This window comes from uncultured Streptococcus sp. (genome assembly GCF_963516575.1).
Taxonomy (GTDB): Bacteria; Bacillota; Bacilli; order Lactobacillales; family Streptococcaceae; genus Streptococcus.
Window position 1 is genome coordinate 1 of record NZ_CAUQCP010000017.1, and the last position, 26,442, is coordinate 26,442.

At 38.4% G+C, this 26,442-nt stretch carries 25 protein-coding genes, 4 pseudogenes and 1 riboswitch; of the genes and pseudogenes, 25 read left to right on the forward strand and 4 right to left on the reverse strand.

Annotated elements, in window-relative coordinates:
• Positions 1-47: 47 nt before the first annotated feature.
• Positions 48-1,397: a Trk system potassium transporter TrkA gene (trkA, locus tag RWM06_RS04185; RefSeq protein ID WP_313970219.1), complete on the reverse strand. Its 1,350-nt coding sequence runs from the start codon at positions 1,395-1,397 to the stop codon at positions 48-50.
• Between the two features lie 188 nt (positions 1,398-1,585).
• Here trkA and RWM06_RS04190 point away from each other — a divergent pair.
• The 20 genes and pseudogenes from RWM06_RS04190 (at position 1,586) to rpsI (ending at position 19,741) form a co-directional block, all read left to right on the forward strand.
• Positions 1,586-1,971, forward strand: a pseudogene (locus tag RWM06_RS04190) (SAM-dependent chlorinase/fluorinase).
• A gap of 15 nt (positions 1,972-1,986) precedes the next feature.
• On the forward strand, positions 1,987-2,532 hold the full coding sequence (locus tag RWM06_RS04195) for an ECF-type riboflavin transporter substrate-binding protein (protein ID WP_033689391.1): 546 nt from the start codon (positions 1,987-1,989) through the stop codon (positions 2,530-2,532).
• 281 nt (positions 2,533-2,813) lie between these two features.
• Positions 2,814-4,496 (forward strand): ABC transporter ATP-binding protein, encoded by a 1,683-nt coding sequence (locus RWM06_RS04200; protein WP_313970220.1) that lies wholly within the window; start codon positions 2,814-2,816, stop codon positions 4,494-4,496.
• On the forward strand, positions 4,481-5,311 hold the full coding sequence (locus RWM06_RS04205; RefSeq protein ID WP_261078636.1) for an energy-coupling factor transporter transmembrane protein EcfT: 831 nt from the start codon (positions 4,481-4,483) through the stop codon (positions 5,309-5,311). The genes RWM06_RS04200 and RWM06_RS04205 overlap by 16 nt, the downstream gene beginning before the upstream one ends.
• 315 nt (positions 5,312-5,626) lie before the next feature.
• Positions 5,627-6,127, forward strand: coding sequence for a GNAT family N-acetyltransferase (locus tag RWM06_RS04210; protein ID WP_313970221.1), 501 nt, complete (start codon positions 5,627-5,629; stop codon positions 6,125-6,127).
• A 283-nt stretch (positions 6,128-6,410) separates the two neighbouring features.
• Positions 6,411-6,914 carry a tRNA (cytidine(34)-2'-O)-methyltransferase gene (locus RWM06_RS04215; RefSeq protein WP_313970222.1) on the forward strand — a complete coding sequence of 168 codons (504 nt, stop codon included), beginning with the start codon at positions 6,411-6,413 and terminating at the stop codon, positions 6,912-6,914.
• Between the two features lie 59 nt (positions 6,915-6,973).
• Positions 6,974-7,208: riboswitch (FMN riboswitch) on the forward strand.
• Between the two features lie 164 nt (positions 7,209-7,372).
• Complete coding sequence (locus tag RWM06_RS04220; protein WP_216729940.1) at positions 7,373-7,936, forward strand: ECF transporter S component; 564 nt, start codon at positions 7,373-7,375, stop codon at positions 7,934-7,936.
• Entirely contained in the window at positions 7,926-8,576 is a 651-nt protein-coding gene (locus tag RWM06_RS04225) for a phosphatase PAP2 family protein (RefSeq protein WP_313970223.1), read from the forward strand. Before RWM06_RS04220 ends, RWM06_RS04225 begins: the two co-directional genes overlap by 11 nt.
• Before the next feature lie 111 nt (positions 8,577-8,687).
• The gene (locus RWM06_RS04230) at positions 8,688-9,560 is read left to right on the forward strand and encodes a helix-turn-helix domain-containing protein (RefSeq protein ID WP_102210602.1); all 873 of its coding nucleotides are present in this window, start codon (positions 8,688-8,690) and stop codon (positions 9,558-9,560) included.
• 198 nt (positions 9,561-9,758) lie between these two features.
• Positions 9,759-10,979, forward strand: coding sequence for an MFS transporter (locus tag RWM06_RS04235; protein WP_296172345.1), 1,221 nt, complete (start codon positions 9,759-9,761; stop codon positions 10,977-10,979).
• Between the two features lie 26 nt (positions 10,980-11,005).
• Positions 11,006-11,134: pseudogene (locus RWM06_RS04240) on the forward strand (phosphatase PAP2 family protein); the annotation flags it as partial.
• Between the two features lie 27 nt (positions 11,135-11,161).
• Complete coding sequence (locus RWM06_RS04245; protein ID WP_313970224.1) at positions 11,162-11,581, forward strand: chromosome partitioning protein ParB; 420 nt, start codon at positions 11,162-11,164, stop codon at positions 11,579-11,581.
• A 4-nt stretch (positions 11,582-11,585) separates the two neighbouring features.
• A complete protein-coding gene (locus RWM06_RS04250) occupies positions 11,586-12,035 on the forward strand; it encodes a GNAT family N-acetyltransferase (RefSeq protein WP_313970233.1) in 450 nt (149 codons plus the stop codon).
• Positions 12,036-12,305: 270 nt separating this feature from the next.
• Positions 12,306-13,352 (forward strand): phenylalanine--tRNA ligase subunit alpha, encoded by a 1,047-nt coding sequence (gene pheS / locus RWM06_RS04255; RefSeq protein ID WP_313970225.1) that lies wholly within the window; start codon positions 12,306-12,308, stop codon positions 13,350-13,352.
• On the forward strand, positions 13,352-13,861 hold the full coding sequence (locus RWM06_RS04260) for an N-acetyltransferase (protein WP_313970226.1): 510 nt from the start codon (positions 13,352-13,354) through the stop codon (positions 13,859-13,861). Before pheS ends, RWM06_RS04260 begins: the two co-directional genes overlap by 1 nt.
• A gap of 76 nt (positions 13,862-13,937) precedes the next feature.
• Positions 13,938-16,343, forward strand: coding sequence for a phenylalanine--tRNA ligase subunit beta (pheT, locus tag RWM06_RS04265; protein ID WP_313970227.1), 2,406 nt, complete (start codon positions 13,938-13,940; stop codon positions 16,341-16,343).
• A 235-nt stretch (positions 16,344-16,578) separates the two neighbouring features.
• Positions 16,579-17,472: an ABC transporter ATP-binding protein gene (locus RWM06_RS04270; RefSeq protein WP_313970228.1), complete on the forward strand. Its 894-nt coding sequence runs from the start codon at positions 16,579-16,581 to the stop codon at positions 17,470-17,472.
• On the forward strand, positions 17,469-18,668 hold the full coding sequence (locus tag RWM06_RS04275) for an ABC transporter permease (RefSeq protein WP_313970229.1): 1,200 nt from the start codon (positions 17,469-17,471) through the stop codon (positions 18,666-18,668). The genes RWM06_RS04270 and RWM06_RS04275 overlap by 4 nt, the downstream gene beginning before the upstream one ends.
• A gap of 215 nt (positions 18,669-18,883) precedes the next feature.
• On the forward strand, positions 18,884-19,330 hold the full coding sequence (gene rplM, locus RWM06_RS04280) for a 50S ribosomal protein L13 (protein ID WP_001044624.1): 447 nt from the start codon (positions 18,884-18,886) through the stop codon (positions 19,328-19,330).
• Between the two features lie 18 nt (positions 19,331-19,348).
• A complete protein-coding gene (rpsI, locus tag RWM06_RS04285) occupies positions 19,349-19,741 on the forward strand; it encodes a 30S ribosomal protein S9 (RefSeq protein ID WP_313970230.1) in 393 nt (130 codons plus the stop codon).
• Positions 19,742-19,873: 132 nt separating this feature from the next.
• On the opposite strand, the gene RWM06_RS04290 is transcribed toward rpsI, so the two are convergent.
• Positions 19,874-21,028: a site-specific integrase gene (locus tag RWM06_RS04290; protein ID WP_313970231.1), complete on the reverse strand. Its 1,155-nt coding sequence runs from the start codon at positions 21,026-21,028 to the stop codon at positions 19,874-19,876.
• Positions 21,029-21,079: 51 nt separating this feature from the next.
• Entirely contained in the window at positions 21,080-21,598 is a 519-nt protein-coding gene (locus RWM06_RS04295) for a helix-turn-helix transcriptional regulator (protein ID WP_150922772.1), read from the reverse strand.
• A gap of 147 nt (positions 21,599-21,745) precedes the next feature.
• Here RWM06_RS04295 and RWM06_RS04300 point away from each other — a divergent pair, with 147 nt between their 5' ends.
• The 5 genes and pseudogenes from RWM06_RS04300 to RWM06_RS04325 all read left to right on the forward strand — a co-directional run.
• Positions 21,746-22,027 (forward strand): hypothetical protein, encoded by a 282-nt coding sequence (locus RWM06_RS04300; protein WP_000005472.1) that lies wholly within the window; start codon positions 21,746-21,748, stop codon positions 22,025-22,027.
• Between the two features lie 8 nt (positions 22,028-22,035).
• Positions 22,036-22,875 (forward strand): phage replisome organizer N-terminal domain-containing protein, encoded by an 840-nt coding sequence (locus RWM06_RS04305; RefSeq protein WP_001014727.1) that lies wholly within the window; start codon positions 22,036-22,038, stop codon positions 22,873-22,875.
• Positions 22,876-23,234: 359 nt separating this feature from the next.
• The gene (locus RWM06_RS04315; RefSeq protein ID WP_001220782.1) at positions 23,235-23,567 is read left to right on the forward strand and encodes a hypothetical protein; all 333 of its coding nucleotides are present in this window, start codon (positions 23,235-23,237) and stop codon (positions 23,565-23,567) included.
• Positions 23,548-23,742, forward strand: a complete 195-nt coding sequence (locus RWM06_RS04320; protein WP_000469564.1) for a hypothetical protein — start codon at positions 23,548-23,550, stop codon at positions 23,740-23,742. The genes RWM06_RS04315 and RWM06_RS04320 overlap by 20 nt, the downstream gene beginning before the upstream one ends.
• Before the next feature lie 313 nt (positions 23,743-24,055).
• A pseudogene (locus tag RWM06_RS04325) lies at positions 24,056-24,575 on the forward strand (methylase); the annotation flags it as partial.
• Between the two features lie 256 nt (positions 24,576-24,831).
• On the opposite strand, the pseudogene RWM06_RS04330 reads toward RWM06_RS04325, so the two are convergent.
• A pseudogene (locus tag RWM06_RS04330) lies at positions 24,832-26,294 on the reverse strand (IS1182 family transposase).
• Between the last annotated feature and the right edge of the window lie 148 nt (positions 26,295-26,442).

Here is a 26,442-nt window from a genome sequence, read left to right on the forward strand (position 1 = left end):
AAAAGTAACTTTGAAAGGAGGTAACGAATCATACTTTTATTCATTTCTTACCTCGTAATCAAATCATAAATCTTGGTGATGTTTGGCAACAAGGTTGTTACTAGGAGCTTGTCTCCGACTTCAAGCGTATCCTCCCCAGTAGGGAAAATAGTCTTGCCCTTTCGAATGATGGCTGCAATAAGAACCCCTTTTTTCAATTTCAGTTGAGAAAGAGGTTTGGCAGTCATTTTATTGGCTTCCTTGATATGGAATTGTAGGGTTTCGATTTGGCCATTTGCTAGATGGTGCATGGCTTGAAGGTCTGAATATTGGGCATTAACACGGCCACGAATAAAGTGCATGATTGTATCTACAGCGATGATTTTCGGAGTGATAATGCTTGAGAAATCAGGCGCATGAATAATTTCAAGGAGACTAGTTCTGTTAACCTTGCTAATATTTTTTTGTACTCCGACACTATCCAGGAACATAGAAGTAATAATATTCTCTTCGTCAACTCCTGTTAGGGTTGCTACTGCATCATAGTTTTGAGCACTTTCTTCTAGTAAGATATCTTTTGCGGTACCATCTCCTTGAACAATATAGAGATTTGGGAATTTCTCACTAAAGAAACGTGCCCTTTCAGGGTTAATCTCGATGACTTTGGTATCAATACGACTGTCTTTGAGGATACCTAGTAGATAATAGGCAATTCTACCTGCTCCAACGATGAGAAGGCTCTTCACAGCACGAGATTTGAAATAATTATGGAAGAGCATCATATCAACACGGTTACCAGTGACAAAGATTCTATCTTTATCCTGTATGGTCATGTCACCACTTGGGATGATAATTTGATGATCTCTTTCTATCGCACAGACAATGACATTGCCGAATTTTTTCCGAAAATCAGAAATAGGCATTTGGCAAAGACCGCTAGTGGATTTGACAACAAATTCCATGAGGCTAACGCGTCCACCAGCAAAGCGTTCGACAGATAGGGCGTTGGGGAAGTCAATGATATTGGCGATAGCGCGGGCAGCCAAGAGCTCAGGATTTACGATAAGAGAAAAGCCGAGAATATTCTTTTCTTTGAAATAAGAGTTAGAGTATTCAGGATTTCGCACCCGAACGATGGTTTCTTTAGCCCCCATTTTTTTGGCTAGAACGGCTGCAATCATGTTCACTTCATCGTATTCAGTCAAGGCGATAAAGATATCACAATCCTGAACACTGGCTTGCTCAAGGATGGTGAAATCGGCCCCGTTACCAAGGATACCCATGATATCAAAGCGATTAACAATATGATTGAGAACGGCTTCGTCTTGCTCAATCAGCAAAACATCATGCTTTTCTGCAACCAGGGAGCGACAGAGAGCAAAACCAACTTTTCCCCCTCCGACAAGGATAATTTTCATAATAAAACCTACTTTTTCATGATGTAACTATCATACCTTTTTTCAAGAAAAAATGCACCTACTAGCTAATAACAAGAGCTTTTAGTAGGAAATTTGCTATAAGGTAAAACTATACCCTAATCAATTGAAATAGCTAGTAGCATCTTTCTATGAAATATGGTATGATAAAGGATATACAAGGAGATAAAATGAATAATAATTTACTGGTATTACAATCAGACTTTGGTCTGGTTGATGGTGCGGTATCGACTATGATTGGAGTGGCTTTAGAAGAGTCTCCAACCATAAAAATTCATCATTTGACGCACGATATCACGACTTATAATATTTTTGAGGGGAGCTATTGATATTCTGGATGTTTGTTTTGGACCTCTATCACGCTGATATGCTAGTCTATCAAAATCAGGTTGTTTATGGCAAATCATTTGCAGATGTGAGAATTGGGCAACCCATCCTTTACATCAACTCCCTCTATCGTTTAGGTCTGGCTATCAACCAAGGTTCCTTTGCCAAGGCCTATAATGTGGGTGTCGGTTCATCTTGGACCATTGAAATAAAGAAAATAGAAGCATAAAATAGGAGAATATAGATGAAAAATCAATCAATTAAACAAGTTGTTGCTATCGGTGTTGGAGCTGCGCTCTTTGTTGTCATTGGGATGATTAGTATTCCGACCCCTGTTCCAAATACAAGCATCCAGCTTCAGTATGCGGTACAGAGCCTCTTGTCTATCATTTTTGGCCCTCTAGTGGGATTACTTGTTGGTTTAATTGGTCATGCAGTGAAGGACTCTCTTGCTGGTTACGGTCTGTGGTGGACTTGGATTATTGCTAGTGGTCTCTTTGGTCTAGCCGTCGGACTCTTTAGAAAATACATTCGAGTAACACAGGGTGTTTTTGAGTTGAAGGATATTGTCTTCTTTAACCTCATTCAGATTGTCGCAAATGCTCTTGTTTGGGGTGTCTTGGCACCACTTGGAGATGTTGTGATTTATCAAGAAGCGGCAGAAAAAGTATTTGCCCAAGGGATTGTTGCAGGAATTGCTAATGCTGTAACTGTAGCTATCGCAGGTACCCTTCTCTTGCTAGCTTATTCACGTACGCAGACTCGTTCAGGAAGTTTGAAAAAGGATTAATATAAGGAAAAGGCTGGGCAACCGGTCTTTTTCGATGTTTATAGACTAGTTAGGCAAGCAAGCTAGGATAGGAATCTTGTTGGCACTAAGATTTTAAGAGAAGAGACTGCAAGAAGGGCTTGATTTATGATAAAATAGAAGTCTAATACTCTGCGAAACTCTCTTCAAACCGCGTCAGCTCTATCTGCAACCTCAAAACAGTGTTTTGAGCAACCTACGGCTAACTTCCTGGTTTGCTCTTTGATTTTCATTGAGTAGAAGAAGCGAATGAAGAGAGTAAGATGAAAGAAGCTATAATTGAGTGGAAGGATTTCTCTTTCCAGTATGAAACGCAACAAGAACCGACCTTGCAAGGGGTGGACTTGACCATTTACAAGGGAGAGAAAGTCTTAATTGTTGGGCCATCTGGGTCAGGCAAGTCTACCTTGGGTCAGTGTTTGAATGGAATTATTCCCAATATTTACAAGGGTCAGATGTCTGGAGAATTTTTGATCAAGGGGCAAGCAGCCTTTGATATGAGCATCTACGATAAATCTCATCTGGTCAGCACAGTTTTGCAGGATACAGATGGGCAGTTTATCGGTCTGTCCGTGGCAGAAGACTTGGCTTTTGCTCTGGAAAATGATGTAACAGCTCTAGAAGAAATGAAAAATCGTGTTCATAAATGGGCTGAAAAGCTGGACCTTCTCACTTTGCTGGCTCAGCGTCCCCAGGATTTGTCAGGTGGACAAAAGCAACGGGTCAGTCTGGCTGGTGTCTTGATTGATGAGAGTCCTATTCTCTTGTTTGATGAGCCACTCGCCAATCTGGATCCCAAGTCAGGTCAGGATATTATCGAATTGATTGATCAGATTCATAAGGAGGAGGGGACGACGACTCTTATTATCGAGCACCGTTTGGAGGATGTTCTGCATCGCCCTGTGGATCGGATTGTCTTGATAAACGATGGTCGTATCCTTTTTAATGGGAGCCCTGATCAATTACTGGCGACTGATTTATTGACACAAAATGGAATTCGAGAACCCCTTTATCTAACGTCTCTCCGTCAATTGGGTGTGGATTTAGCCGCGGAAGAACAATTAGCAGATCTTGATAACTTGTCTATCTCAAAAGGTCAGGTCCAGTTGCAGATAGAACCGGCAAAAGAGACGTCAGAATTTCAGTCACTTTTTAGATTAGAGAATGTTTCTTTTGCTTATGATGATAGACCGATTTTAAAGTCTCTTCATTTAGATATTAAAAAGGGTGAAAAGATTGCCATTGTCGGAAAAAATGGAGCAGGGAAGTCAACCCTAGCCAAGGCCTTAAGTAGCTTTATTCAGACGGAAGGTCGCTACCTTTGGGAAGGACAGGATATCAAAGGAGATTCTGTTGCAGAGCGGGCGGAACGAGTAGGCTATGTGCTGCAAAATCCCAATCAAATGATTTCAACCAATATGATTTTTGATGAGGTGGCTCTAGGACTTCGTTTGCGAGGTGTAGACGAGCAGGAAATTGAAACGAAAGTCTATGAAACCTTGAAAATCTGTGGTCTCTATGAATTCCGTAATTGGCCTATTTCTGCCCTGTCATTTGGTCAGAAAAAACGTGTCACCATTGCTTCAATTTTGGTCTTAGGGGCTGAAATTATTCTCCTAGATGAACCGACAGCAGGTCAAGACCAGAAGAACTATACTGAGATTATGGAATTTCTCGAAGAGTTGCATCAAAAAGGTCATACCATTGTCATGATTACCCATGATATGCAATTGATGCTGGATTATTCAGACCGAGCCCTTGTCATGGTGGACGGGGAATTGATTGCCGATACCGATCCAGCTAGTCTGTTGAGCAATCCTGAGCTGTTAATAAAAGCCAATCTAAAAGAAACTTCAATCTTCAACTTGGCTAAGAAACTCGACGTGGATCCACTTGCTTTAACGGCATTTTACAAAGAAAGGAGAGAAGGATGCAAGCTAAATTAATCGGTTACCAGCATAGAGATACTGTGATTCATCGCTTGTCAGGAGCTGGGAAACTTCTCTTTTTCATCCTCGTGTCACTGGCTGCCATGATTAGCTATGATACCAGACTGCTTGTTCTGATTGCTATCTTTTCGGTTTTTCTCCTCTATTTGTCAGAAATCCGCTTTAAAGATGTTTCTTTTGTAGCAGTTTTTGCGACGGTATTTGCCGTTTTAAACGTTTTGATGGTCTATCTCTTTTCTCCCGAGTATGGGGTTGGACTTTACGGAGAGAGAAGCGTGATTTGGCAGGGAATCGGTGCCTACACTCTGACCAGTCAAGAGCTCTTTTATCTGCTAAATCTAGCCATTAAGTATCTCTGCACCATTCCTCTGGCTATTATCTTTTTGATGACAACTCATCCTAGTCAGTTTGCTTCTAGTTTAAATCAAATCGGTGTGCCCTACAAGATTGCCTATTCTGTCAGCCTGACCTTGCGCTATATTCCAGATTTGCAGGAAGAATTCTTTACCATCAAGATGTCTCAGGAAGCGCGTGGGATGGAATTATCCAAGAAAGCTTCTCTTATGCAACGAATCAAAGGTAATTTGCGCATTATTACTCCCTTGATTTTCAGTTCGCTAGAACGCATTGATACCATTGCGACCGCCATGGAGCTTCGCCGCTTTGGGAAAGAGAAAAAACGCACATGGTATAGTTATCAGGCCTTGAAAAAAGGAGACTATATTACCTTGCTCTTGGCAGCCTTGTTTTTAGTAACTAGTTTACTACTTATCTTGCAGAATCAGGGAAGATTTTACAACCCTTGGAAATAGTGTTGTCAAAGTTTTCATTAGATAAGTAAAGAGAAATTATTCTATAACTTTTTATTGATAGATTGTATGAGAAATAAAGTTAATAATTGTATACTTGAAACTTTTTTACAAAATATGAATTAGTTTGTATACTTTATAGTAGAATTTACACTACAAAATTAAAGTTATTCAAGTATAATCATTTTCAACTAAGTTCAGTGTCATAATGTAGAGACGATATAGAATAGTAAAAGTACTTAATTTAAATCGTGTTAATTTTACTTTGTGTAAACATGAGAAAATTTGAATGTAGATTATGATAGGAGAGGATTTGTAATGATCAGTTTAGAGCTGTTATCTGAAGAAAATAGTTTAGACGTCTATTCTTTTGAAAAAGAAAATCGAGAGTATTTTGAGCGGAATTTACCTCCTAGACCAGCTAACTATTTTGATTTAGAAGGTTTTAAAGAAATTACAAGGGAACAAGAGAATCATGATGTCTACATGCATCTTATTAGAGATACACAAGGCGTTATGGTTGGAAGAATCAATTTAAGTGTTTTAGAGAATAATCGAAAAACAGCAGAACTTGGATATAGGATTGGAGAAAATGTTACTAATTTAGGATATGCAAGCGAAGCGGTTAAACTCGTTTTAGAAAAGGCCTTCACGACTTATGGTTTCAATAGAATCATTGCAGGGACGGCAACGGACAATCTAGCCTCTCAGAGGGTGCTTTTAAAAAATGGCTTCACCTTTAGTAGGGTTATAGAAAATGACTTACAAATTCATAATGAGTGGGTTCATACAGCAGTATTTGAGATAACGAGGTCATAATATCATCATTCCCAGTCCACAGATAGGTATAAAAGAGTAAGCAATTTTTGCAGATATTTAAGAATTTTCTCCTAGAAACCCTTGGAAATAGCTTGAAAAAATTGAAAAAATCAAGTCGTTTCTATTGACAATGATTCTGAAAGTGTTATACTAAGAAAGTAGTTTCGCTGATTTACTTCAAACCTGTTGTGAGGTAAGTTAACGATGCCTTAACCACGCTGTTTGCTGAGCTTGACTCCGGGCAGTGTGGCTATTTTTTTGCAATGGTGAAAGGAAGCAAGTCATGACAAATCACATTGTATTATTTGAACCTCAAATTCCACAAAATACAGGCAATATCGCGCGTACTTGCGCTGCGACCAATTCTCCCCTCCACATCATCAAGCCTATGGGATTTCCTATTGATGATCGCAAGATGAAGCGGGCTGGATTGGATTATTGGGATAAGCTAGAGATTTATTTTTACGACAGTTTGGAAGATTTCATGTCCCAGATGAAGGGTAAACTCTATCTGATTTCAAAATTCGCAGAAAAAGTCTATTCTGAGGTGGATTTATCGACTGACGAGGACCATTATTTTCTTTTTGGACGTGAAGACAAGGGCTTGCCTGAGGACTTTATGCGAGAACATCCTGAGAAGGCTCTCCGTATTCCCATGAATGATGAACACGTCCGCAGTCTCAATGTGTCGAATACCGTCTGTATGATTGTCTATGAGGCTCTTCGCCAGCAGAACTTTGCAGGTCTTGATCTTGTTCATACCTACGAAGTGGATAAATTGAAATAAAAAATGAAAATGAAAGTGAACAAAATGCTTGCGCTTGCAAGCGTTTTTTGTTATGATAAAAGAGTCTTCAGGGCTGGGTGTGATTCCCGACCGGCGGTGACTTTAACTAGGAAATGATCTTTTCCTTTTATACTTTGTTGACAAGCTTTGCCTAACCAGAAGTTATGCCTACAGCTTGTCGCCTAGTCTAAAAGAAAAATCTCTATTTCCTTCTCTTTAAAGAAGTCCGCGAGCGCAAGCTGATGTGGTGAGATTCCACAACCGACAGTATAGTCTGGATGGGAGAAGACGAAAGAATAGCTTTGTCTGTTCTGATAGATTTATAGCTAAACTGTAACCGCTTGCTTTTATTTTCCTTAATAGAGTGAGAGGGAACTTTTGGGATATAAAAAGTGAGAATAGATAGAGGGATCCTTTCTAACTTCTTCTGATTTTATAGAAAATTGGAGGAACCTGTTATGACAAACACACGTCGACTTTCGACCATTGCGATCTTATCAGCCATCTCATTTGTGCTGATGTACTTTGACTTTCCGCTTTTACCAGCGGCGTCCTTCCTCAAGATTGAATTTAGTATCTTGCCAGTCCTTGTGGGTCTGGTGGTCATGGATTTGCCTGCTGCTCTAGGAGTTCTCTTGCTTCGCTCACTCTTGAAATTGCTTCTTAACAGCCAGGGAGTGAATACTTACATTGGTTTGCCAATGAATATCGTAGCTTTGGGAGTTTTTGTCATCGTATTTGCTTTGATTTGGAAAAAGGAACGGACACCCCTTCGTTTCCTACTAGGATCTCTAGCTGGAACTATTGGCTTGACCGTGGCTATGTTGGTTCTCAACTATGTTTACGCTGTTCCTTTGTACGCTAAGTTTGCTAACTTTGATATTGGAAAAATTTTGGGACTTTCCAACTACCTAATGACCATGGTATTACCTTTTAATTTGATTGAGGGTGTAATCTTTTCCGTTTCATTCTGGTTGTTGTACGTCCTTTTGAAACCAACCTTAAAACATTATGAAAGATAAACAAACATTTTTAATGAAGGGCAGTTTTGCCCTTTTACTTTTCGTTATTCTTGGCTATATGGTCAAATTTTACCCTGAAACGCTGGTCGGTTTTGACCAACCGATTCAAACTGCCGTTCGAGGAGACTTGCCAGATTATTTGACTATTCTTTTCAGGACCATCACACGCTTGATTGATATCCCAGTGATTATCACTTGGGTCGTCATTACAGCTTTTATCTTTTATCGTAAGCGATGGAAGATAGAAAGCCTACTTATGCTGGGGAATTTGGCTTTGGCAGGTCTTTTAATCGTGACCTTTAAAAACATCTACCAGCGCCCACGACCAGCTATCTTACATCTGGTGGAGGAGAAGGGATTTTCCTTCCCAAGTGGCCATTCTCTGGCTGTAACCTTGATGGTCGGTTCTCTGATTGTCATTCTCAGTCAACGGATGAAAAATCCAGTCTGGAGAAAAATCGTGCAAATCGTCCTTGGGTTCTACCTAGTTAGTGTGCTGGTATCAAGGGTCTATCTGGGAGTTCATTACCCATCAGATGTCCTTGCTAGTCTCTGTGTGGGCTTGGGAGTCTTGTTTATCGAGTTTCCCTTTTATGATAAGCTCCGCTTCCAATGGAGATTTAAAGGCAAGCAGAAGTGATGGAAAAGATAAAAAATTGTACAAATAGAAATAGAAGTATATGAAATATATACTTTAAACATGTTTTAGAATTTGATATATTTTAATAAATAAAGCAAGGAGGAAGAAAGTGTGGGTATGTTATTAGCGACACGCTTAAAAAATAAAAGAAAGGAATTAAAATTATCTCAAAAAGAATTAGCTGAGGGGATTTGTGAGCAAGGGCAGATTAGCCGTATGGAGCAAGGTAAATACTCACCTGGGTCAGAATTACTCTTTCAACTATCTAAGCGCTTGAAGGTGAGCATGGATTATTTCTTTGAAGATACTGAGGTTTCTAGTTTAGAAAATATTGATAAGTTTAAAGAACTATCTAAGAAATTTTTAGATGAGAGGGAATATGAATCTCTCCATTATATCTATGAACTGGAAAAATCTAAACGTGCTCGTCTATCTGCTAAAGACCAGATTTATTTGGACTGGATTGATACATTAGTTCAATTCCGTTATCTAAATCATCAAACAGAGGCAGTTGCGAAACTGGAAAAAATATTGTTATCTCTGAAAAAATCTGATTTTTACTATCTACAACTGGGAAATACCTTGGCTAATTTTTATTTTGATATGGGGCAGGAAGACACATATCAGGAACTCTATCAACTTTTAAAAGAGAACCTCCAGTCACTATCTGTTCATCATTTGGAACAGTTAGAATTGATGATTAAATTCCGATATAACTATTGTAGATATTTGTGGTTGAATGAACGAACATCTGAAGCTATAGAAGAAATTACAGAAACAATAGCTATTTGTAAAAGGTATAATAGTAGTTATCGATTAGCAGATTTGTATTGTTTATTGGGAAATATAAGCGTTGGATTTGCTGAAAGGGATAGGATACTAGGTTTTTATCAAGTATCTTATCAGCTTTACAAGCACGAAGAGAAGCAGAGAATGATGCTAGAAATTGAGAAGGAAATGAAATTATTGGAAAGTGAAGATTAAGAAAAAGATTTGTATTTTTAGATAACTTAAATTCATATTTCAAAAAAAATAAGAAAACACCATAAAATTATTGACGAAGTAAAATTGATGTGTTAGAATATCATCAATAGTTTTTGATTTTGGTATTGGAACTTTGGGGATATATTGGGCGTTGTTAGGATTTCAATTTCCTTTTGAGCTGAAGAAGGAGGCAATCCAATGAATACTTTTCTGACCAATAAAAATTATCGAATGTTGCTGATTAATCAATGGGTTTCGTCATTTGGTGACACGTTGTTTTATATTTCCTTTATTTCTTATGTATCGGGATATAAATTTGCTTCATTAGCTGTTCTTTGTATAACAGTTTCGGAGACTTTGCCGCAGATTTCTCAGTTGTTCACAGGCGTTATTGCCGATTTTCAAAAAAATCGTGTTGCAAAATATATTGCTATATTGGCAAGTAAGTTTCTGCTTTATACTCTATTGACACTGTTTGTAACGGATAAGAACTTTTCTATGGGGATGGTTTTTCTTATTTGTGGCATCAATCTTTTATCAGATACCATGAGTTATTTTGCAGGTGCTATGATTTCTCCTTTGTATGTGAGGATTATAGGAGATGATATGACAGATGCTATGGGGTTTAGACAGGCAACTGCTGGTGTAGTTAATATTCTTAGCAACCTTACAGGTGGAGTTTTGATTGGGGTCATCAGTCTTCAGATGTTTGTAGGTTTGAATGCTTTGACCTTTCTTTTTGCACTGTTGGGTGTGGTGTTTATTCGTACTTCTTTGAGAGATATTGAGGGACAGATGGAGGTTAGTAAAAGATTAACCGCAAAATCTTTTGGAGAGCATTTCCTCTATTCTATGAAGATATTGGCAAGTTTTCCAGCCATCATCAAATTAATATTCATTGCTGCTATGAATCAAATGATTTTAAGCATTATTACCCCTTTAACGACTTTGATGTTGATTCATCATCCATTTATCTTCTTTGACACTGGGCAATCCATTGCAGTATTGTCAGTGGTTACTTTTTCAGGAACGATTGTGGGAAGTTTTTTGAGTGGAGGTATCCTAAAAAATATTCCCATAAAAATGATTGTCTACTTTGAAGAAATTATGCATCTCTGTATTCTCTTTTCTTGGTTGACCAATCATTTCCTTCTTTTATTGGTGGTTGTCTTCTTATGCGCAGTTGCAGTAGGAATGATGGGACCTCGGATTTTCAACCTTGTATTCTCGATGGTTCCAGAAGAAGTCATGGGAACCATCCAGTCAGTGCTTGGAGTATTCAATGTTGTTGTACCAGGAATTCTTAGCATGCTCATCGTTGCCTTAGCGAGTGCTACAAACCTAAAAATCACAGTGCTTCCACTTTTTATTTTTGTATTGACTGCCTTAGCAATTGTGAAAGCAATGAAAATAGAGTAATAGTAGTATGAACTACTGTCTCTTTTTGGGTGGGAGTTCACTATCCATCAGACGTTCTTGCCAGTCTCTGTGTGGGCTTGGTAGTCCTGTTTATCGAATTTCCCTTCTATGACAAGCTTCGTTTCCAATGGCGATTTAAAGGCAAGCAGAAATGAGTATCAAATTCCCTTGAGGAGAAAGAAATGAAAGTCAATATAAAAGATCTTCATCCGACTCAACTATACTTATCAGAAAAGAAACTAGCAGGCATCCAGATGCTTTATCAGTCGGCAGAAATGATCAATGTTGACCCAATCAGTATTCTTGCGTTCGGAGATTGCTTGTTGATTACAGATGGGCATCACAGGGCTTATCAGGCTTTATTGGCAGGTCGGGATACGATTTCTGCTGAATTTGATAGAGACGGCGGTGATGAACTATATCATCTCTATGCGCAAGCCTGCGAAGAAAGAAAAATTTACTCTGTTCTGAATTTAAAAAATCATATCTTAGCTCAAGATGAGTATGAAGCAAAATGGTATAACTGGTGTGAGGGTTTTAATCAAGCAGCAACTCTCTTATTGAAAAGGAAAGCAGATGAAACAGACCCTACAAATAGATGATGCACTGCGTCTTGTTCCTTATTATCAGGTCAATCATTGTGAGGAAGCTTTTGCTTGGTATCAGGATGTGAACTTGGTTTACCTCGTAGATGGTGTGAAGATACCGTACAGTCCAGCGACCTTGGAAGCTATGTATTCCTATTTGGATCAGCATGGTGAGCTTTTTTGGATTGAAGTTAAGGAGAAGGGAGAATGGCTTCCAATTGGGGATGTTACACTATCTCAGGATAATCTCCCCATTGTGATTGGGAATCCCGCTTACCAACATCGAGGGATTGGGAAAAAAGTTCTAAGTACTTTGATTGAATTGGCTCGAGTAAAAGGATGGAAAGAATTGAGAGTCAAGGAAATCTACACCTACAATCATGCTTCTAGAAGGTGTTTCAAGTCGCTTGGATTTGTGGAAAATGGAGCAACAGAAAAAGGAACGAGTTTTATATTGAAATTAGTCTAATCTAACTTGTTTTTTAACTAAAAATCTGATAAACTAAGTAGTAATTGAATAGAAATCTGCAAGACTAGTAACTCAAGGGAAGTATATCAGGGAGGAGAGCCGTGACTGCAAGCTCTCTATATGAAAGCTGGGTGAATTCACTTGCGCATGGATTTAGAAATGAAGGTCTGACTTGTCAGATGAAAACGGATGGTACCGCGTGTCAACGCTCCGAGTGGAGTTTTTGGCATGGGGTTTTCTTTTTATCTACGAGAGACTGATGGAGGAATTATGTCAACTATTGAAGAACAATTAAAAGCGCTTCGTGAAGAAACGCTGGCTAGCTTGAAGCAGATTACTGCTGAAAATGAAAAAGAGATGCAAGAATTACGTGTCTCTGTCCTTGGTAAAAAGGGTTCGCTTACTGAAATCCTCAAAGGGATGAAAGATGTTTCTGCTGAGATGCGTCCGATTATCGGGAAGCACGTCAATGAAGCGCGTGATGTCTTGACAGCAGCCTTTGAAGAAACAGCTAAGCTCTTGGAAGAAAAGAAAGTCGCGGCTCAACTGGCTAGCGAGAGTATCGATGTGACACTTCCAGGTCGTCCAGTTGCGGCTGGTCACCGTCATGTCCTCACACAAACTAGTGAAGAAATCGAAGATATTTTTATCGGTATGGGTTACCAAGTCGTGGATGGTTTTGAAGTTGAGCAAGACTACTATAACTTTGAGCGTATGAACCTTCCGAAAGACCACCCAGCTCGCGACATGCAGGACACTTTCTATATCACAGAAGAAATCTTGCTCCGTACCCACACGTCTCCAGTTCAAGCGCGTGCTATGGATGCCCATGATTTTTCAAAAGGTCCTTTGAAGATGATTTCGCCAGGGCGTGTCTTCCGTCGTGACACAGACGATGCGACCCACAGTCACCAATTCCACCAAATCGAAGGTTTGGTTGTTGGGAAAAATATCTCTATGGCAGATCTTCAAGGAACGCTTCAGTTGATTGTGCAAAAAATGTTCGGTGAAGAGCGTCAGATCCGTCTGCGTCCCTCTTACTTCCCATTCACAGAGCCATCTGTTGAGGTGGATGTTTCTTGCTTCAAGTGTGGTGGAGAAGGCTGTAACGTATGTAAGAAAACAGGTTGGATCGAAATTATGGGTGCCGGTATGGTTCACCCTCGTGTCCTTGAGATGAGTGGTATCGATGCGACTGTTTACTCTGGATTTGCCTTTGGTCTTGGACAAGAGCGTGTAGCTATGCTCCGTTACGGAATCAACGATATCCGTGGATTCTACCAAGGAGATGTCCGCTTCTCAGAACAGTTTAAATAATGATTAGAAAAGTAGAAATGGCAGATGTTGAGGTGTTGGCTAAAATTGCCAAACAAACCTTTCGTGAAACATTTGCGCATGATAATACGGAAGAGCAGTTACAGGAATACTTTGAAGAGGCTTATAGTTTGAGAGTTTTGTCAACTGAGTTGGAAAATCCAGAATCCGAAACCTACTTCATTATGCATGAAGAGGAGATAGCTGGTTTTCTCAAAGTCAACTGGGGAAGTGCTCAGACTGAGAGAGAGTTAGAGGATGCTTTTGAAATTCAACGCCTCTATGTGCTACAAAAATTTCAAGGATTTGGATTCGGTAAGCAACTGTTTGAATTCGCTCTTGAACTTGCTACCAAAAATAATTTTTCCTGGGCTTGGCTAGGTGTTTGGGAGCATAATACAAAAGCTCAAGCGTTTTATAATCGATATGGTTTTGAAAAATTTAGCCAACATCATTTTATGGTTGGTCAAAAAGTAGATACGGATTGGTTACTGAGAAAGAAATTAAGGTAAGAAGATGATTCTTCTATTGAAATGATAGGAAAGGAAAAGAACCAGAGTGGCAACTGTCATTCTGGAGAACTAAATTATGCTTGTATCTTATAAATGGTTAAAAGAATTGGTGGACATTGATGTTCCATCACAAGAGTTGGCTGAAAAAATGTCAACTACAGGGATCGAGGTAGAAGGTGTGGAATCACCTGCTGCTGGTCTCTCAAAAATTGTCGTCGGTGAGGTCTTGTCTTGCGAAGATGTGCCAGAAACTCACCTCCATGTTTGTCAGGTTAACGTTGGCGAAGAAGAAACCCGTCAAATCGTTTGTGGTGCCCCAAATGTGCGTGCTGGCATCAAGGTTATGGTGGCTCTTCCAGGAGCTCGCATCGCTGACAACTACAAAATCAAAAAAGGAAAAATCCGTGGTTTCGAGTCACTTGGGATGATCTGTTCACTTGGTGAACTGGGAATTTCTGACTCAGTTGTACCAAAGGAGTTCGCAGATGGCATCCAAATCTTGCCTGAAGACGCCGTTCCAGGTGAGGAAGTCTTCTCATATCTAGACTTGGATGATGAAATTATCGAACTTTCTATTACACCAAACCGTGCGGATGCCCTTTCTATGCGTGGGGTAGCTCACGAAGTGGCAGCTATCTATGACAAGGCAGTCAACTTTAAAGAATTTACTCTTTCAGAAACAGACCAAGCTGCTGTAGACGCCCTTTCTGTAGGTATTGAAACAGACAAGGCCCCTTACTATGCGGCCCGTATCTTGGACAATGTGACTATCGCACCAAGTCCACAATGGTTACAAAATCTTCTCATGAATGAAGGCATCCGTCCTATCAATAACGTAGTAGATGTGACAAACTACATTCTGCTCTACTTTGGTCAACCCATGCATGCCTTTGACTTGGATACCTTTGAAGGGACTGACATCCGTGTGCGTGAAGCGCGTGCTGGTGAAAAATTGGTGACCTTGGACGGTGAAGAACGTGACTTGGACGTGAATGACCTAGTCATTACTGTCGCAGACAAGCCAGTTGCTCTTGCAGGTGTCATGGGTGGAGAGGCTACAGAAATTTCTGAAAATTCTAGTCGTGTTGTCCTTGAAGCAGCAGTTTTCAATGGCAAATCAATTCGTAAGACTAGCGGTCGCTTGAATCTTCGTTCTGAGTCGTCTTCTCGCTTTGAAAAAGGCATCAACGTGGCAACAGTCAATGAAGCTCTTGATGCGGCAGCTAGTATGATTGCCGAACTTGCTGGTGCGACGGTTCGTAAGGGCATCGTTTCAGCAGGTGAGCTTGATACTTCTGATGTGGAAGTTTCTTCTACCCTTGCAGACGTCAACCGTGTCCTTGGAACAGATCTTTCATACGCTGATGTCGAAGATGTATTCCGTCGTCTTGGATTTGGCCTTTCTGGAAATGCAGAATCATTTACAGTCAGCGTACCACGTCGTCGTTGGGATATCACCATCGAAGCAGACCTCTTTGAAGAAATCGCTCGTATCTATGGATATGACCGCTTGCCAACTAGTCTTCCAAAAGACGATGGAACAGCTGGTGAATTGACTGCGACACAAAAACTTCGCCGTCAAGTTCGTACGATTGCTGAAGGGGCAGGTTTGACAGAAATCATTACCTACGCTCTGACAACGCCTGAAAAAGCAGTTGAGTTCACAGCTCAACCAAGTAACCTTACTGAACTTATGTGGCCAATGACTGTGGACCGTTCTGTCCTCCGTCAAAATATGATTTCAGGTATCCTTGATACGGTGGCTTATAATGTGGCTCGTAAGAATAAAAACTTGGCCCTTTACGAGATTGGAAAAGTCTTTGAACAAACAGGAAATCCAAAAGAAGAACTTCCAAATGAGATTAACAGTTTTGCCTTTGCCTTGACAGGCTTGGTTGCTGAAAAAGATTTCCAAACGGCAGCAGTTCCAGTTGATTTCTTCTATGCTAAGGGAATCCTAGAAGCGCTCTTTACTCGCTTGGGACTAGAAGTGACCTATACAGCTACAGCTGAAATTGCAAGTCTCCACCCAGGTCGTACAGCTATGATTTCCCTCGGTGAGCAAGTTCTTGGTTTCCTTGGCCAAGTGCATCCAGTCACTGCTAAGGCTTACGATATTCCAGAAACGTATGTAGCGGAACTTAATCTTTCAGCCATCGAAGCTGCCCTTCAACCAGCAAATCCATTTGTGGAAATTACTAAATTCCCAGCAGTCAGCCGTGACGTTGCCCTTCTCCTCAAGGCAGAAGTGACTCATCAAGAAGTTGTAGATGCTATCCAAGCTGCAGGCGTAAAACGTTTGACAGATATCAAACTCTTTGACGTCTTCTCAGGCGAAAAATTGGGACTTGGTATGAAGTCAATGGCTTATAGCTTGACTTTCCAAAATCCAGAAGATAGCTTAACGGACGAAGAAGTCACACGCTACATGGAAAAAATCCAAGCGTCTCTTGAAGAAAAAGTCAATGCAGAAGTGCGTTAAAATATCAATCCATCCTCCGGGGTGGATTTTTTCTTTTCACATAACAATTCAGGATCAAAAATAGACAGTTGAGGAACAGAGAAGATAAATTGGAGTTTACCAGTGTATAATGTACTCATAACTCAAAGTACCCTAAGATTTTTTACTAAAATGAGGATGATAAAAATGGACATAAATCATTGTAAAGGCTATCAAAAAGGAGTATAATGAGTGCAAGACATTTCGGAGGTGAAAGATGCTAGAAGTAAGAAGTCTAGAGAAAAGTTTTGGATCCAAGCAAGTTTTGTTTGGCATTGACTTTCAAGCGCGACCAGGTCGTATTTTGGGATTAGTCGGAAAAAATGGTGCTGGGAAGACAACAATTTTCCATAGTATTTTGAAGTTTTTAGAATATCAAGGAGAAATCAGTCTAGATGGTCAGAATATTCGTCAGGAGACCTACGCTCGGATTGGCTATCTGCCTGAAGAACGCAGTCTCATGCCTAAATTGACAGTCCTTGAACAAGTTCGTTACTTGGCGACTCTAAAAGGTATGGATGCTAAGGCAATCAAGGAAAAACTTCCTCAATGGATGAAGAGGTTGGAAGTGAAAGGGAAGCTGACTGATAAAATCAAGAGTCTGTCAAAAGGAAATCAGCAGAAGATTCAGCTCATTATTACTCTGATTCATGAACCAGACTTGATTATCTTGGATGAGCCTTTCAGTGGATTGGACCCAGTCAATACTGAATTGCTCAAGCAAGTCATTTTTCAGGAAAAAGAGCGCGGAGCAACTATTATCTTTTCTGACCATGTCATGACCAACGTCGAGGAGCTTTGTGATGATATTCTGATGATTCGAGATGGCCGTGTGGTCTTGCATGGACCAGTTCAGGATGTCCGAAATCAATACGGGAAAACGCGTCTTTTTGTTTCAAGTGAACGAAGCAAGGAAGAATTGGAAAACCTTCCTCATGTCAAACAGGTGAGCTTGACCAAACAAGGCAGTTGGAAATTAATTTTAGATGATGAGAGCGCTGGAAGGGAACTCTTCCCAATCTTGACTCAGGGGGAATATATCGCAACCTTTGATCAACAAGCGCCAACAATCGATGAAATCTTTAAACTAGAATCAGGGGTGGAAGTATGAGAAATATGTGGGTTGTAATCAAGGAAACCTATCTTCGACATGTCAAATCGTGGAGTTTCTTCTTTATGGTGATTTCGCCGTTCCTCTTTTTAGGAATCTCTGTAGGAATTGCCTATCTCCAAGGCTCTTCAATGGCTAAAAATGATAAAGTGGCAGTAGTGACAACAGTGCCATCTGTAGCAGAAGGACTGAAGAATGTAAATGGTGTTAACTTTGACTATAAAGACGAAGCAAGTGCCAAAGAAGCAATTAAAGATGAAAAGTTAAAAGGTTATTTGACCATTGACCAAGAAGATAGTGTCTTAAAGGCTGTTTATCATGGCGAAACATCGCTTGAAAATGGAATTAAATTTGCAGTTACAGGTACACTCAATGAACTGCAAAATCAGCTTAATCGTTCAACGGCCTCCTTGTCTCAAGAGCAGGAAAAACGCTTAGCGCAGACAATTCAATTCACAGAAAAGATTGATGAAGCCAAGGAAAATAAAAAGTTTATTCAAACCATGGCAGCAGGCGCCTTAGGATTCTTCCTTTATATGATCCTGATTACCTATGCGGGTGTAACAGCTCAGGAAGTTGCCAGTGAAAAAGGCACCAAAATTATGGAAGTCGTCTTTTCTAGCATAAGGGCTAGTCACTATTTCTATGCGCGGATGATGGCTCTGTTTCTGGTAATTTTAACGCATATTGGGATTTATGTTGTAGGTGGTCTGGTAGCCATTCTGCTCTTTAAAGATTTGCCTTTCTTGGCTCAGTCTGGTGTTTTGGATCACTTGGGAGATGCTTTCTCACTGAATACCTTGCTCTTTATTTTGGTCAGTCTCTTTATGTATGTAGTCTTGGCGGCCTTTCTAGGTTCTATGGTTTCTCGTCCTGAGGATTCAGGAAAAGCCTTGTCGCCTTTAATGATTTTGATTATGGGTGGTTTTTTTGGAGTGACAGCTCTAGGTGCAGCTGGTGATAATCTCATCTTGAAGATTGGTTCTTATATTCCCTTTATTTCGACCTTCTTCATGCCATTTAGAGCCATTAATGGCTATGCAAATGGGTTAGAAGCATGGATTTCGCTTGCGATTACGATTGCTTTTGCAGTAACAGCAACAGTCTTTATCGGGCGTATGTATGCTAGTCTCGTTCTGCAAACAGATGATTTAGGAATATGGAAAACCTTTAAACGTGCCTTAGCTTATAAATAGAAGAGCCTCGCGAAAGCGAGGTTTTTTAGAGATAAAAAGAGTGGAATTCAGAAAAATATTTTTCATATCTATTGACTTTTAGGGGTGAAATTTGGTATTATAGTAGGCGGTATTGTTTACCCCATTTGAAAGGCCCCGGAACCTTCCAAATACTTTTCGATGGGAAGGAACACCCATCACCGTAAACAAAAATCGAACTATATATAGGAGAAATCATGAACAAAACAACATTTATGGCTAAACCAGGCCAAGTTGAACGTAAATGGTACGTAGTTGACGCAACTGATGTACCACTTGGACGTCTTTCTGCAGTAGTTGCTAGCGTACTTCGCGGAAAAAACAAACCAACATTTACACCACACACTGATACAGGTGACTTTGTGATTGTTATCAATGCTGAAAAAGTTAAATTGACTGGTAAAAAAGCAACTGATAAGATCTACTACACTCACTCAAACCACCCAGGTGGATTGAAACAAATCTCTGCAGGTGAACTTCGTTCTAAAAATGCAGTACGTTTGATTGAGAAATCAGTTAAAGGTATGCTTCCACACAATACTCTTGGACGCGCTCAAGGTATGAAGTTGAAAGTATTTGTTGGAGCTGAGCACACTCACGCTGCACAACAACCAGAAGTTCTTGATATTTCAGGACTTATCTAAGGAAAGGAACAATAAAGTATGTCACAAGCACAATATGCAGGTACTGGACGTCGTAAAAACGCTGTTGCACGCGTTCGCCTTGTTCCAGGAACTGGTAAAATCACTGTTAACAAAAAAGATGTTGAAGAGTACATCCCACACGCTGACCTTCGTCTTGTAATCAACCAACCATTCGCAGTTACTTCAACTGCAGATTCATACGACGTTTTCGTTAACGTTGTAGGTGGTGGATACGCTGGTCAATCAGGAGCTATCCGTCACGGTATCGCTCGTGCCCTTCTTCAAGTAGACCCAGACTTCCGCGATTCATTGAAACGCGCAGGACTTCTTACACGTGACTCACGTAAAGTTGAACGTAAGAAACCAGGTCTTAAGAAAGCTCGTAAAGCATCACAATTCTCAAAACGTTAATCAATACGATTATATCAACGTTTCAAAGCACTTTGCAAAGATTTTGCAAAGTGCTTTTTTGTCGATTTTTGAGCTAGAATAGCTTTGTGATAACCTTCTGATAACCTCTTCAAAATTTTAAAAATCATAATTCTATTTTGCTTTATTGAGATAATCTGCAAATTTGTCAATAGAGTTTTTCTCACCAGTTTTTGTGGTGTGAGTATAGACATCTAATGTCATCTGACTGCTTGCATGACCGAGACGTTTTGATGTATTAGAAGGATCGATTCCAATTTCAGACATAAGTGTTGCATGTGTATGTCTAAACCCATGTGGGCTAATTGGTTTTAATTTATGCTTTTTAATAATTCGATTCAGTACATTATTAATGTAATCAGCATGCAAAGGTTCAATTTTGTCATTGCTTGATATGTAAGAGAACATATATTCGTTACTGATATTTAGTTTTGTAAGAGGCAACAGAGATTGTTCTTTCAGATAGAAATTTCTCCATTGCTTAATAATATCGATTGTCTCATCATCAAGATAGATTGTGCGAACTGAAGATTCATTCTTTGTGCTCTTTTCAATTGCTTTACCGTCAATTCTTCCTAGACTTTTGTCTATGTTCAATAGTTTGCTATCAAAGTCAATATCAGCCCATTTTAAAGCGTATAACTCCCCTTTTCGAAGTCCACTAAATGCAAGAAGTCTAAAAAGAGCAAAATGTTTAAATGGCTCAGTTTCTTTCACTATATCAAGGAAATGATGTAATTCCTCCAGAGACCAAAAATTATCTGATCTAGTTTTTTTGATTTTAGGCATGATAACATTCTTCATTGGATTTCGATCAATGTAGTTCATGTTGATTGCAAAATCAAAAATTTTTGAGGTATAGGATTTTATCTGTTTGATATTTTTGAAAGTCTGAGATTTTTGAGTAATAAAGTTTTGACAGTCTAAAGGACTGATTTGGTCAATAAATTTATCGCCAAATATTGGTAGAATATGTATTCGATAGATATTCTTAGTTTGGGAAGAAGTTGTTTCTTCGACGGTACCAACATAGGCCTTAAACCATTCTTGATAAAGTTCTTTATAAGTTACTTTGGGGTTAGATTTGTCGGTATTTACTGTGGGAGCAACGACACCAGCTTCTAAACGAGCTTCGTACAATTTTGCCTCTTTTTTAGTTTTGAACCCTCTCTTTAAGTGCCTTTTTTTCTTTCCGTAAGCATCTAAGCCAATGTAGAAGCTGACATAGTATAGGATTCCTTTTTTTGTTTTGTATTTGTGTATAGACATTTTTTCTCCGTATCTAAGTTTTCGGAGCTTATGTAATTGAGAAATGAGTGTCTATCTATTTTTTCTATCTTCTTGGCGGATAGCGTATTCGTCTGTTTTAATCCAGCTCTGCCAAACTTTAGAGTCTTTATTTTGGTGATTCATATAGTCTATAAACTCAGACATAAAATGTTTGTTTTTCTCAGCTAGGTATTCTGAGAATATGTGACGAAATTCATCTGAAAAACTATCATCAAGTGGTAGTGTTAATGACCTTTCTCCAAATTCGATACTTTTCTTTAATTTCTCCATATCGCTTTTAAAAGGTGTCACAGAACCAATTTTAGATGTTTTGAAACTATCTGTAACAATTTTAAGATTTGATGGAGCGTGTGGGTTGCTATCAAGTCCCATAATGTAAGCGACGGAAACATTAAAGTATTTTGCTAATTTTTCAGCATTATCTTTTTTAGGTTTGCGGATTCCTTGATTGTATCCAGAAAGTGTAGGATAGGCTATATTTGTAGCTTCGCTAATTTCTGTCAATTTTTTTCCGCTATTTTCTATCAGTTTAGTAATATGATTCGTCATAAGAACCTCCTTTTTATCATTATAACACATTTTATTCTTTTTGAATAAAAAAGCTTGACAAAAATTCAAAAAGGATATATAATTCAAAATGAATAACAAATTAAATGGTTTCGGAGCTTATTTAATTTAGAAATGAGGTGTGAATTTATGTCGGAAACTACTTTAGTTGTCCAGCTTCCTAAAGAATTAGAGAAGCAATTACGTGCTCACTATGATGAGATGATTTCAAATGCTGTAGCAAGAGTATTTGAAGATAAAGAACTTTATAAACCTATGGTTCGTATGTCAGGTTTGTCTAGGTGGTTAGATGTATCTACGACAACAATCCAAAAATGGACGAAAGAAGGAATGCCAACCATGGTGATTGATGGAGTGACTTTATACGATAAAAGAGCAGTAACACGATGGTTGAAGCAATATGAAAGATAGGTACTCGTATGAATGGTGTTCAGTGGATCAAGATAACAACAGATATATTTGATGATGAAAAAATTCAGCTAATAGAATCAATGCCAGAAGGAGATACTCTTATTGTAATATGGTTTAAAATTCTGGTGCTTGCAGGAAAGCAAAATAATAGTGGCATATTAAGTCTAGGGAACAAGGTTTATTACACAGAAGAGATGCTTTCAACAGTGTTTAGGCGAAAGGCTACATCTGTAAAATTAGCTCTCAGCATGTTTGAAGAATTTGGCATGATAGAAATCATAGATGGCGCTATTACCATTCCAAAATGGGAGAAACATCAGAATATAGATGGACTAGAAAAGATTAGAAAACAAACTAGGGAACGTGTTGCTCGTCATAGACAAAAACAAAAAGCACTAATTACAGGCGAGCCACAACTCGTTTTAGACTGTAACGTTACAGTAACGGATGAAAATGATAATGTAACGCAAGAGATTAAGAACAAGAGTAAGAATAAGAAAGAGATTGAGAATATACTGGATAATAGTTCTAGAAAGCCTGAAACTTATATTCCACCCAAATATTATTCTTTGTTAGAATCCATTTCTTATAAGTACAATGATAGATTTTTGTATCCTAACAATTACACTTTAACACATGCTCAGAAGATGAAGATAGGCGAGTATTTGGCTAGTGGGTATGTAACTAGTGATGAAGTTATTAGCATGATTGAACGGATTCCTGAGGATGCGACGTCTCCTTTGGCGTATTTATTTAAGTCTATGGAGAATTTAAAGCAGGAACGTATGCTGGAGTGCAAAGCTATTGCCCATGAAAATGCCCGAAAGAAGTATATGATAAATGAGTAGATATAGGACTGTTCTAAAGAAATGTTACATCACTGAGGAGCAAAATGAAATAGTGAATAACTTGATTGAAATGACAAATCATCTAAGTTTTTCCTCTTATGCCAGAAAAATGTTATTTAAGAGCTCGCCTATTTATCTTCAATTTGATTTTGAATCTTATCATGACTTTATATTTCAAGTTAGAAGAATTATCAATAACTTACGTCAGTTAGAAAGAATAGCAGAACAAAGTGAGGATTTGGATAATGTAAGGATATTTCACTACTGCGTTGAGCTGATGATAGAATATGAAAAGAAGACAAGTAAACAAGTGAAAGAACTTGTAAAACGACTAAATAAGAAAACGAGGTGATAGGACCATGAGAATAAAATCTGTGTTGAAACAGGTGTTTTTGACGGAAGAAGAAAATAAAAAATTAAATGATTGTATGAGGAAGGAAAATATTCGTAATTTTTCTGAGTTTGCTAGACAAAAATTAATACGAACAGATTTGAACATCCAAAAAGTCTCTTTTGAAGGTTTAGTTCCTTTAACAGAAGAGTTGGAACAAGTCGGAAAGAATATCAATTCTATAGCCCGTCTTGCAACTGTAGTTGGGAGAATAAGCTATGAAAACAAAATGGATATGTCTATTTTGATGCAAAAAATAGTTGATGTGATGGAGGAAAAAGATGTTTATTTTCAAAAGTAATATGGATAAGGATTTCGATCAGATATGCGAATACATATTGAAATTAAAGCGAGCAGAATTATTTCTTCATGGAATTAAACAACAAGATAAAACGAAGGCTCGTTTGTATCATGCGATGCTGGAATACTACGATGCTAACCATAAAAAAGAAAGACATATGAGAATTTTAAAATAAGGAAACGCTGTTAAAAATTTTGCAGCGTTTTTTATATATCTTCTTAAAATATTTGTACACACAAATGACAGTCAAATTGATTTTTTGGATTATTTTGTCGAGAAGGAAAAATTTTTCATAATATGACTTTGCGAGCTCAGAGTCTGTATACACACACTCCTAAAATCATTCCCAAAATTTGTATACACATAGTGTATGTACTTTTTGGGTGATTTAATTTTTGGGGGAATCCCCAACCCCCTTTAGAAATAGTTAGATATAAGATTAAAAAATGGTATAATCTTAAAAGATAAACGTTTTTAAGGAGTAGACTTTGAAAGAGAATTTAATCAAATCAAAAAAGCGTGTTCAAAAGCATGGAGAGGTTTTTATACCATTCTGGATGGTACAGAAAATATTAGATACTCCAGGTATTAAAGAGACTTGTGAAGATATTTCTGCAACATTTTTAGAACCTTCTGCAGGAGATGGGAAATTTTTGCAAGCTATTTTAGAAAGAAAATTATCTGCTGTTATCATGTAATATGCAATATGATGAAAGAAGTTGGAAGACAAAATCATTGATTGCATTATCATCTATATATGGGATAGAATTTCTCGAAGATAATTTAGAAGTAGCACGTTCACGTATGTTTCTTTATTATTTAGATTGGTACGAACAAATTTTTAGTACTAAGCTAACTAGTAGAAGTGACATCTATAAATCTGCATATTATCTTATTCATAAAAATATAGTTAGAGGAAATACCTTAACTCAACGTCATCCTGTTACAGATGAACTTATTTGGTTTAATGAATGGCAACTTTTCAAAGGCCATTCTAGTTTGGTAAGACTGGGCAAAAAGTCTTTAAAATTAGAAAACGCATAGTATCAAGTGTTAAATCCTTGATATTATGCGTTTTATTGTTAGAAAATTTGCTTTATTTTCTCCTTAAGTTGAGTTTTTGCCCAGCCTCTATCAGAGCTTTTAGGTAAAAAGTTGAGGATAATACAGTTGTAGAAGGACGAACCCACTGAAAAAATAGGTCTCTTACTTTTAATGAAATGAAAACCGAGGAATCTCTCGTTAATTTGAGCGAATTCCTCGGTTATTTTGTATTTATTAAGGTCATAATTCGTTTTATATTGACCACGAAGATGGTTGTGGCTGCCTGTAACTCCATGCTGAAAAGACCCGATGCTCTCGCGACATCAAAGCCATGTCTCTGTTTTAGTTCGGCATTCTTCGCTTCGATTTTATAGCGATGTCTGGCCATTTCTTTAAAATAAGGTGTTTCCTGAAATTTCTTCTGGAAAAGATGGTCGTTACTCTTAATAGCCAATGAATAAGTTTTAAACTTTGCTCCCTCCTGATAACACCCTTCCTTGGAAAGACAATTCTTGCACTTTTCAATGTCAAAGTAATGAGTGACAACTTGATTCTTATTTTGATATTTTTTCCCTGTCCTTGCTTTGCGAACAGCCAAGTGTCCTTCTGGACAGACAAATAGCCCTGCGTCTTTATTAAATTCAAACGCATCCTCTTCTTTACGGTAACTTTTTGAAAAACAGAAGGGTTCAGTTTTGACACCAAATGAATCTTTTCTTTGCGGGCTAGTTGAATGTTGTCCTTTCCTGAATAAGCCGCATCACCAATAATAGTCTCGATGTCCAGACTATTTTCCTTTGTTTTGGCATATAACTCAGGTAAATATTTCCCATCACCTTGTTCTCCAGAAGTGACCACACAAGCAGTAATAATCCGTTCATCCGTCATAGCGATATGACTTTTATATCCATAGAAAGAGGTGTCGGCTGTCTTATGTCCAAGTCTAGCCTCCTCCTTAACAGATGCTTCCAAATGTTCTAAGTCGTCCTCAACAGCTTCTTTTAGGTAATTGAACTTTTGAGAAACAGCTGGTAGGGCTAAGAGTTCCTCGTGTTTTTCAACCACAGCCATTAACTCCTCTGTATAGGTCAACTCTGCTTTAAGGTTATCTTCCTGAGGTTTCTTTGGAAATTCTATTTTGATAGCTTCTGAATGTTGATAAATCGTTTTACGTAAAGCTTTTGAACGCTCCCTAAGAATTTCTTGGGGCTGCTTGTGATTATAATGAGCTTTGGTGTGAGTCGCATCCACAATGAGGATCTTACTCTTAATCAAGTTGTATTCGAGTGCAATTTGAACAGACTTTTGAATCAATACATCAAGCAGATTGTTATCTTTAATTCTTAGCTTTCTAAATTTTGTCAGTGAGGATGGCTCGATAACAGAATCCTCAGGAGCTAGACCAAGAAAAAATTTAAAGGCCATATCTGACAAGGAACGTCCCCCCCCCACATTGACATCTGATAACTTACAAATATCTTTTAACAAGAGATATTTGAACATCATAATCGGTGAATAAGCTTTACACCCAAAATCGGGACGATAATTCTTTTCTAGTTCATCATGAATAAAGCTAAAATCACAGAGTTCAGTTAGCTGACGTAAAAAGTGAGTTTTAGGAACTACGATATCATACAAACTAGAATAAGGACTGACATCCATAGTTAACTGATTATCAAGCATCATTTCACCTCATCTCTAGTATAACAAAAAAGCCATCAATTTGATGACTTTTTCAGTGGGCTCATGAAACGCTATGAGTTTTTTTGTTGTACTATATTTTACAATTTATCATTATAAAATAAATGCTGAACTTTTTGAAAGCTTCTAA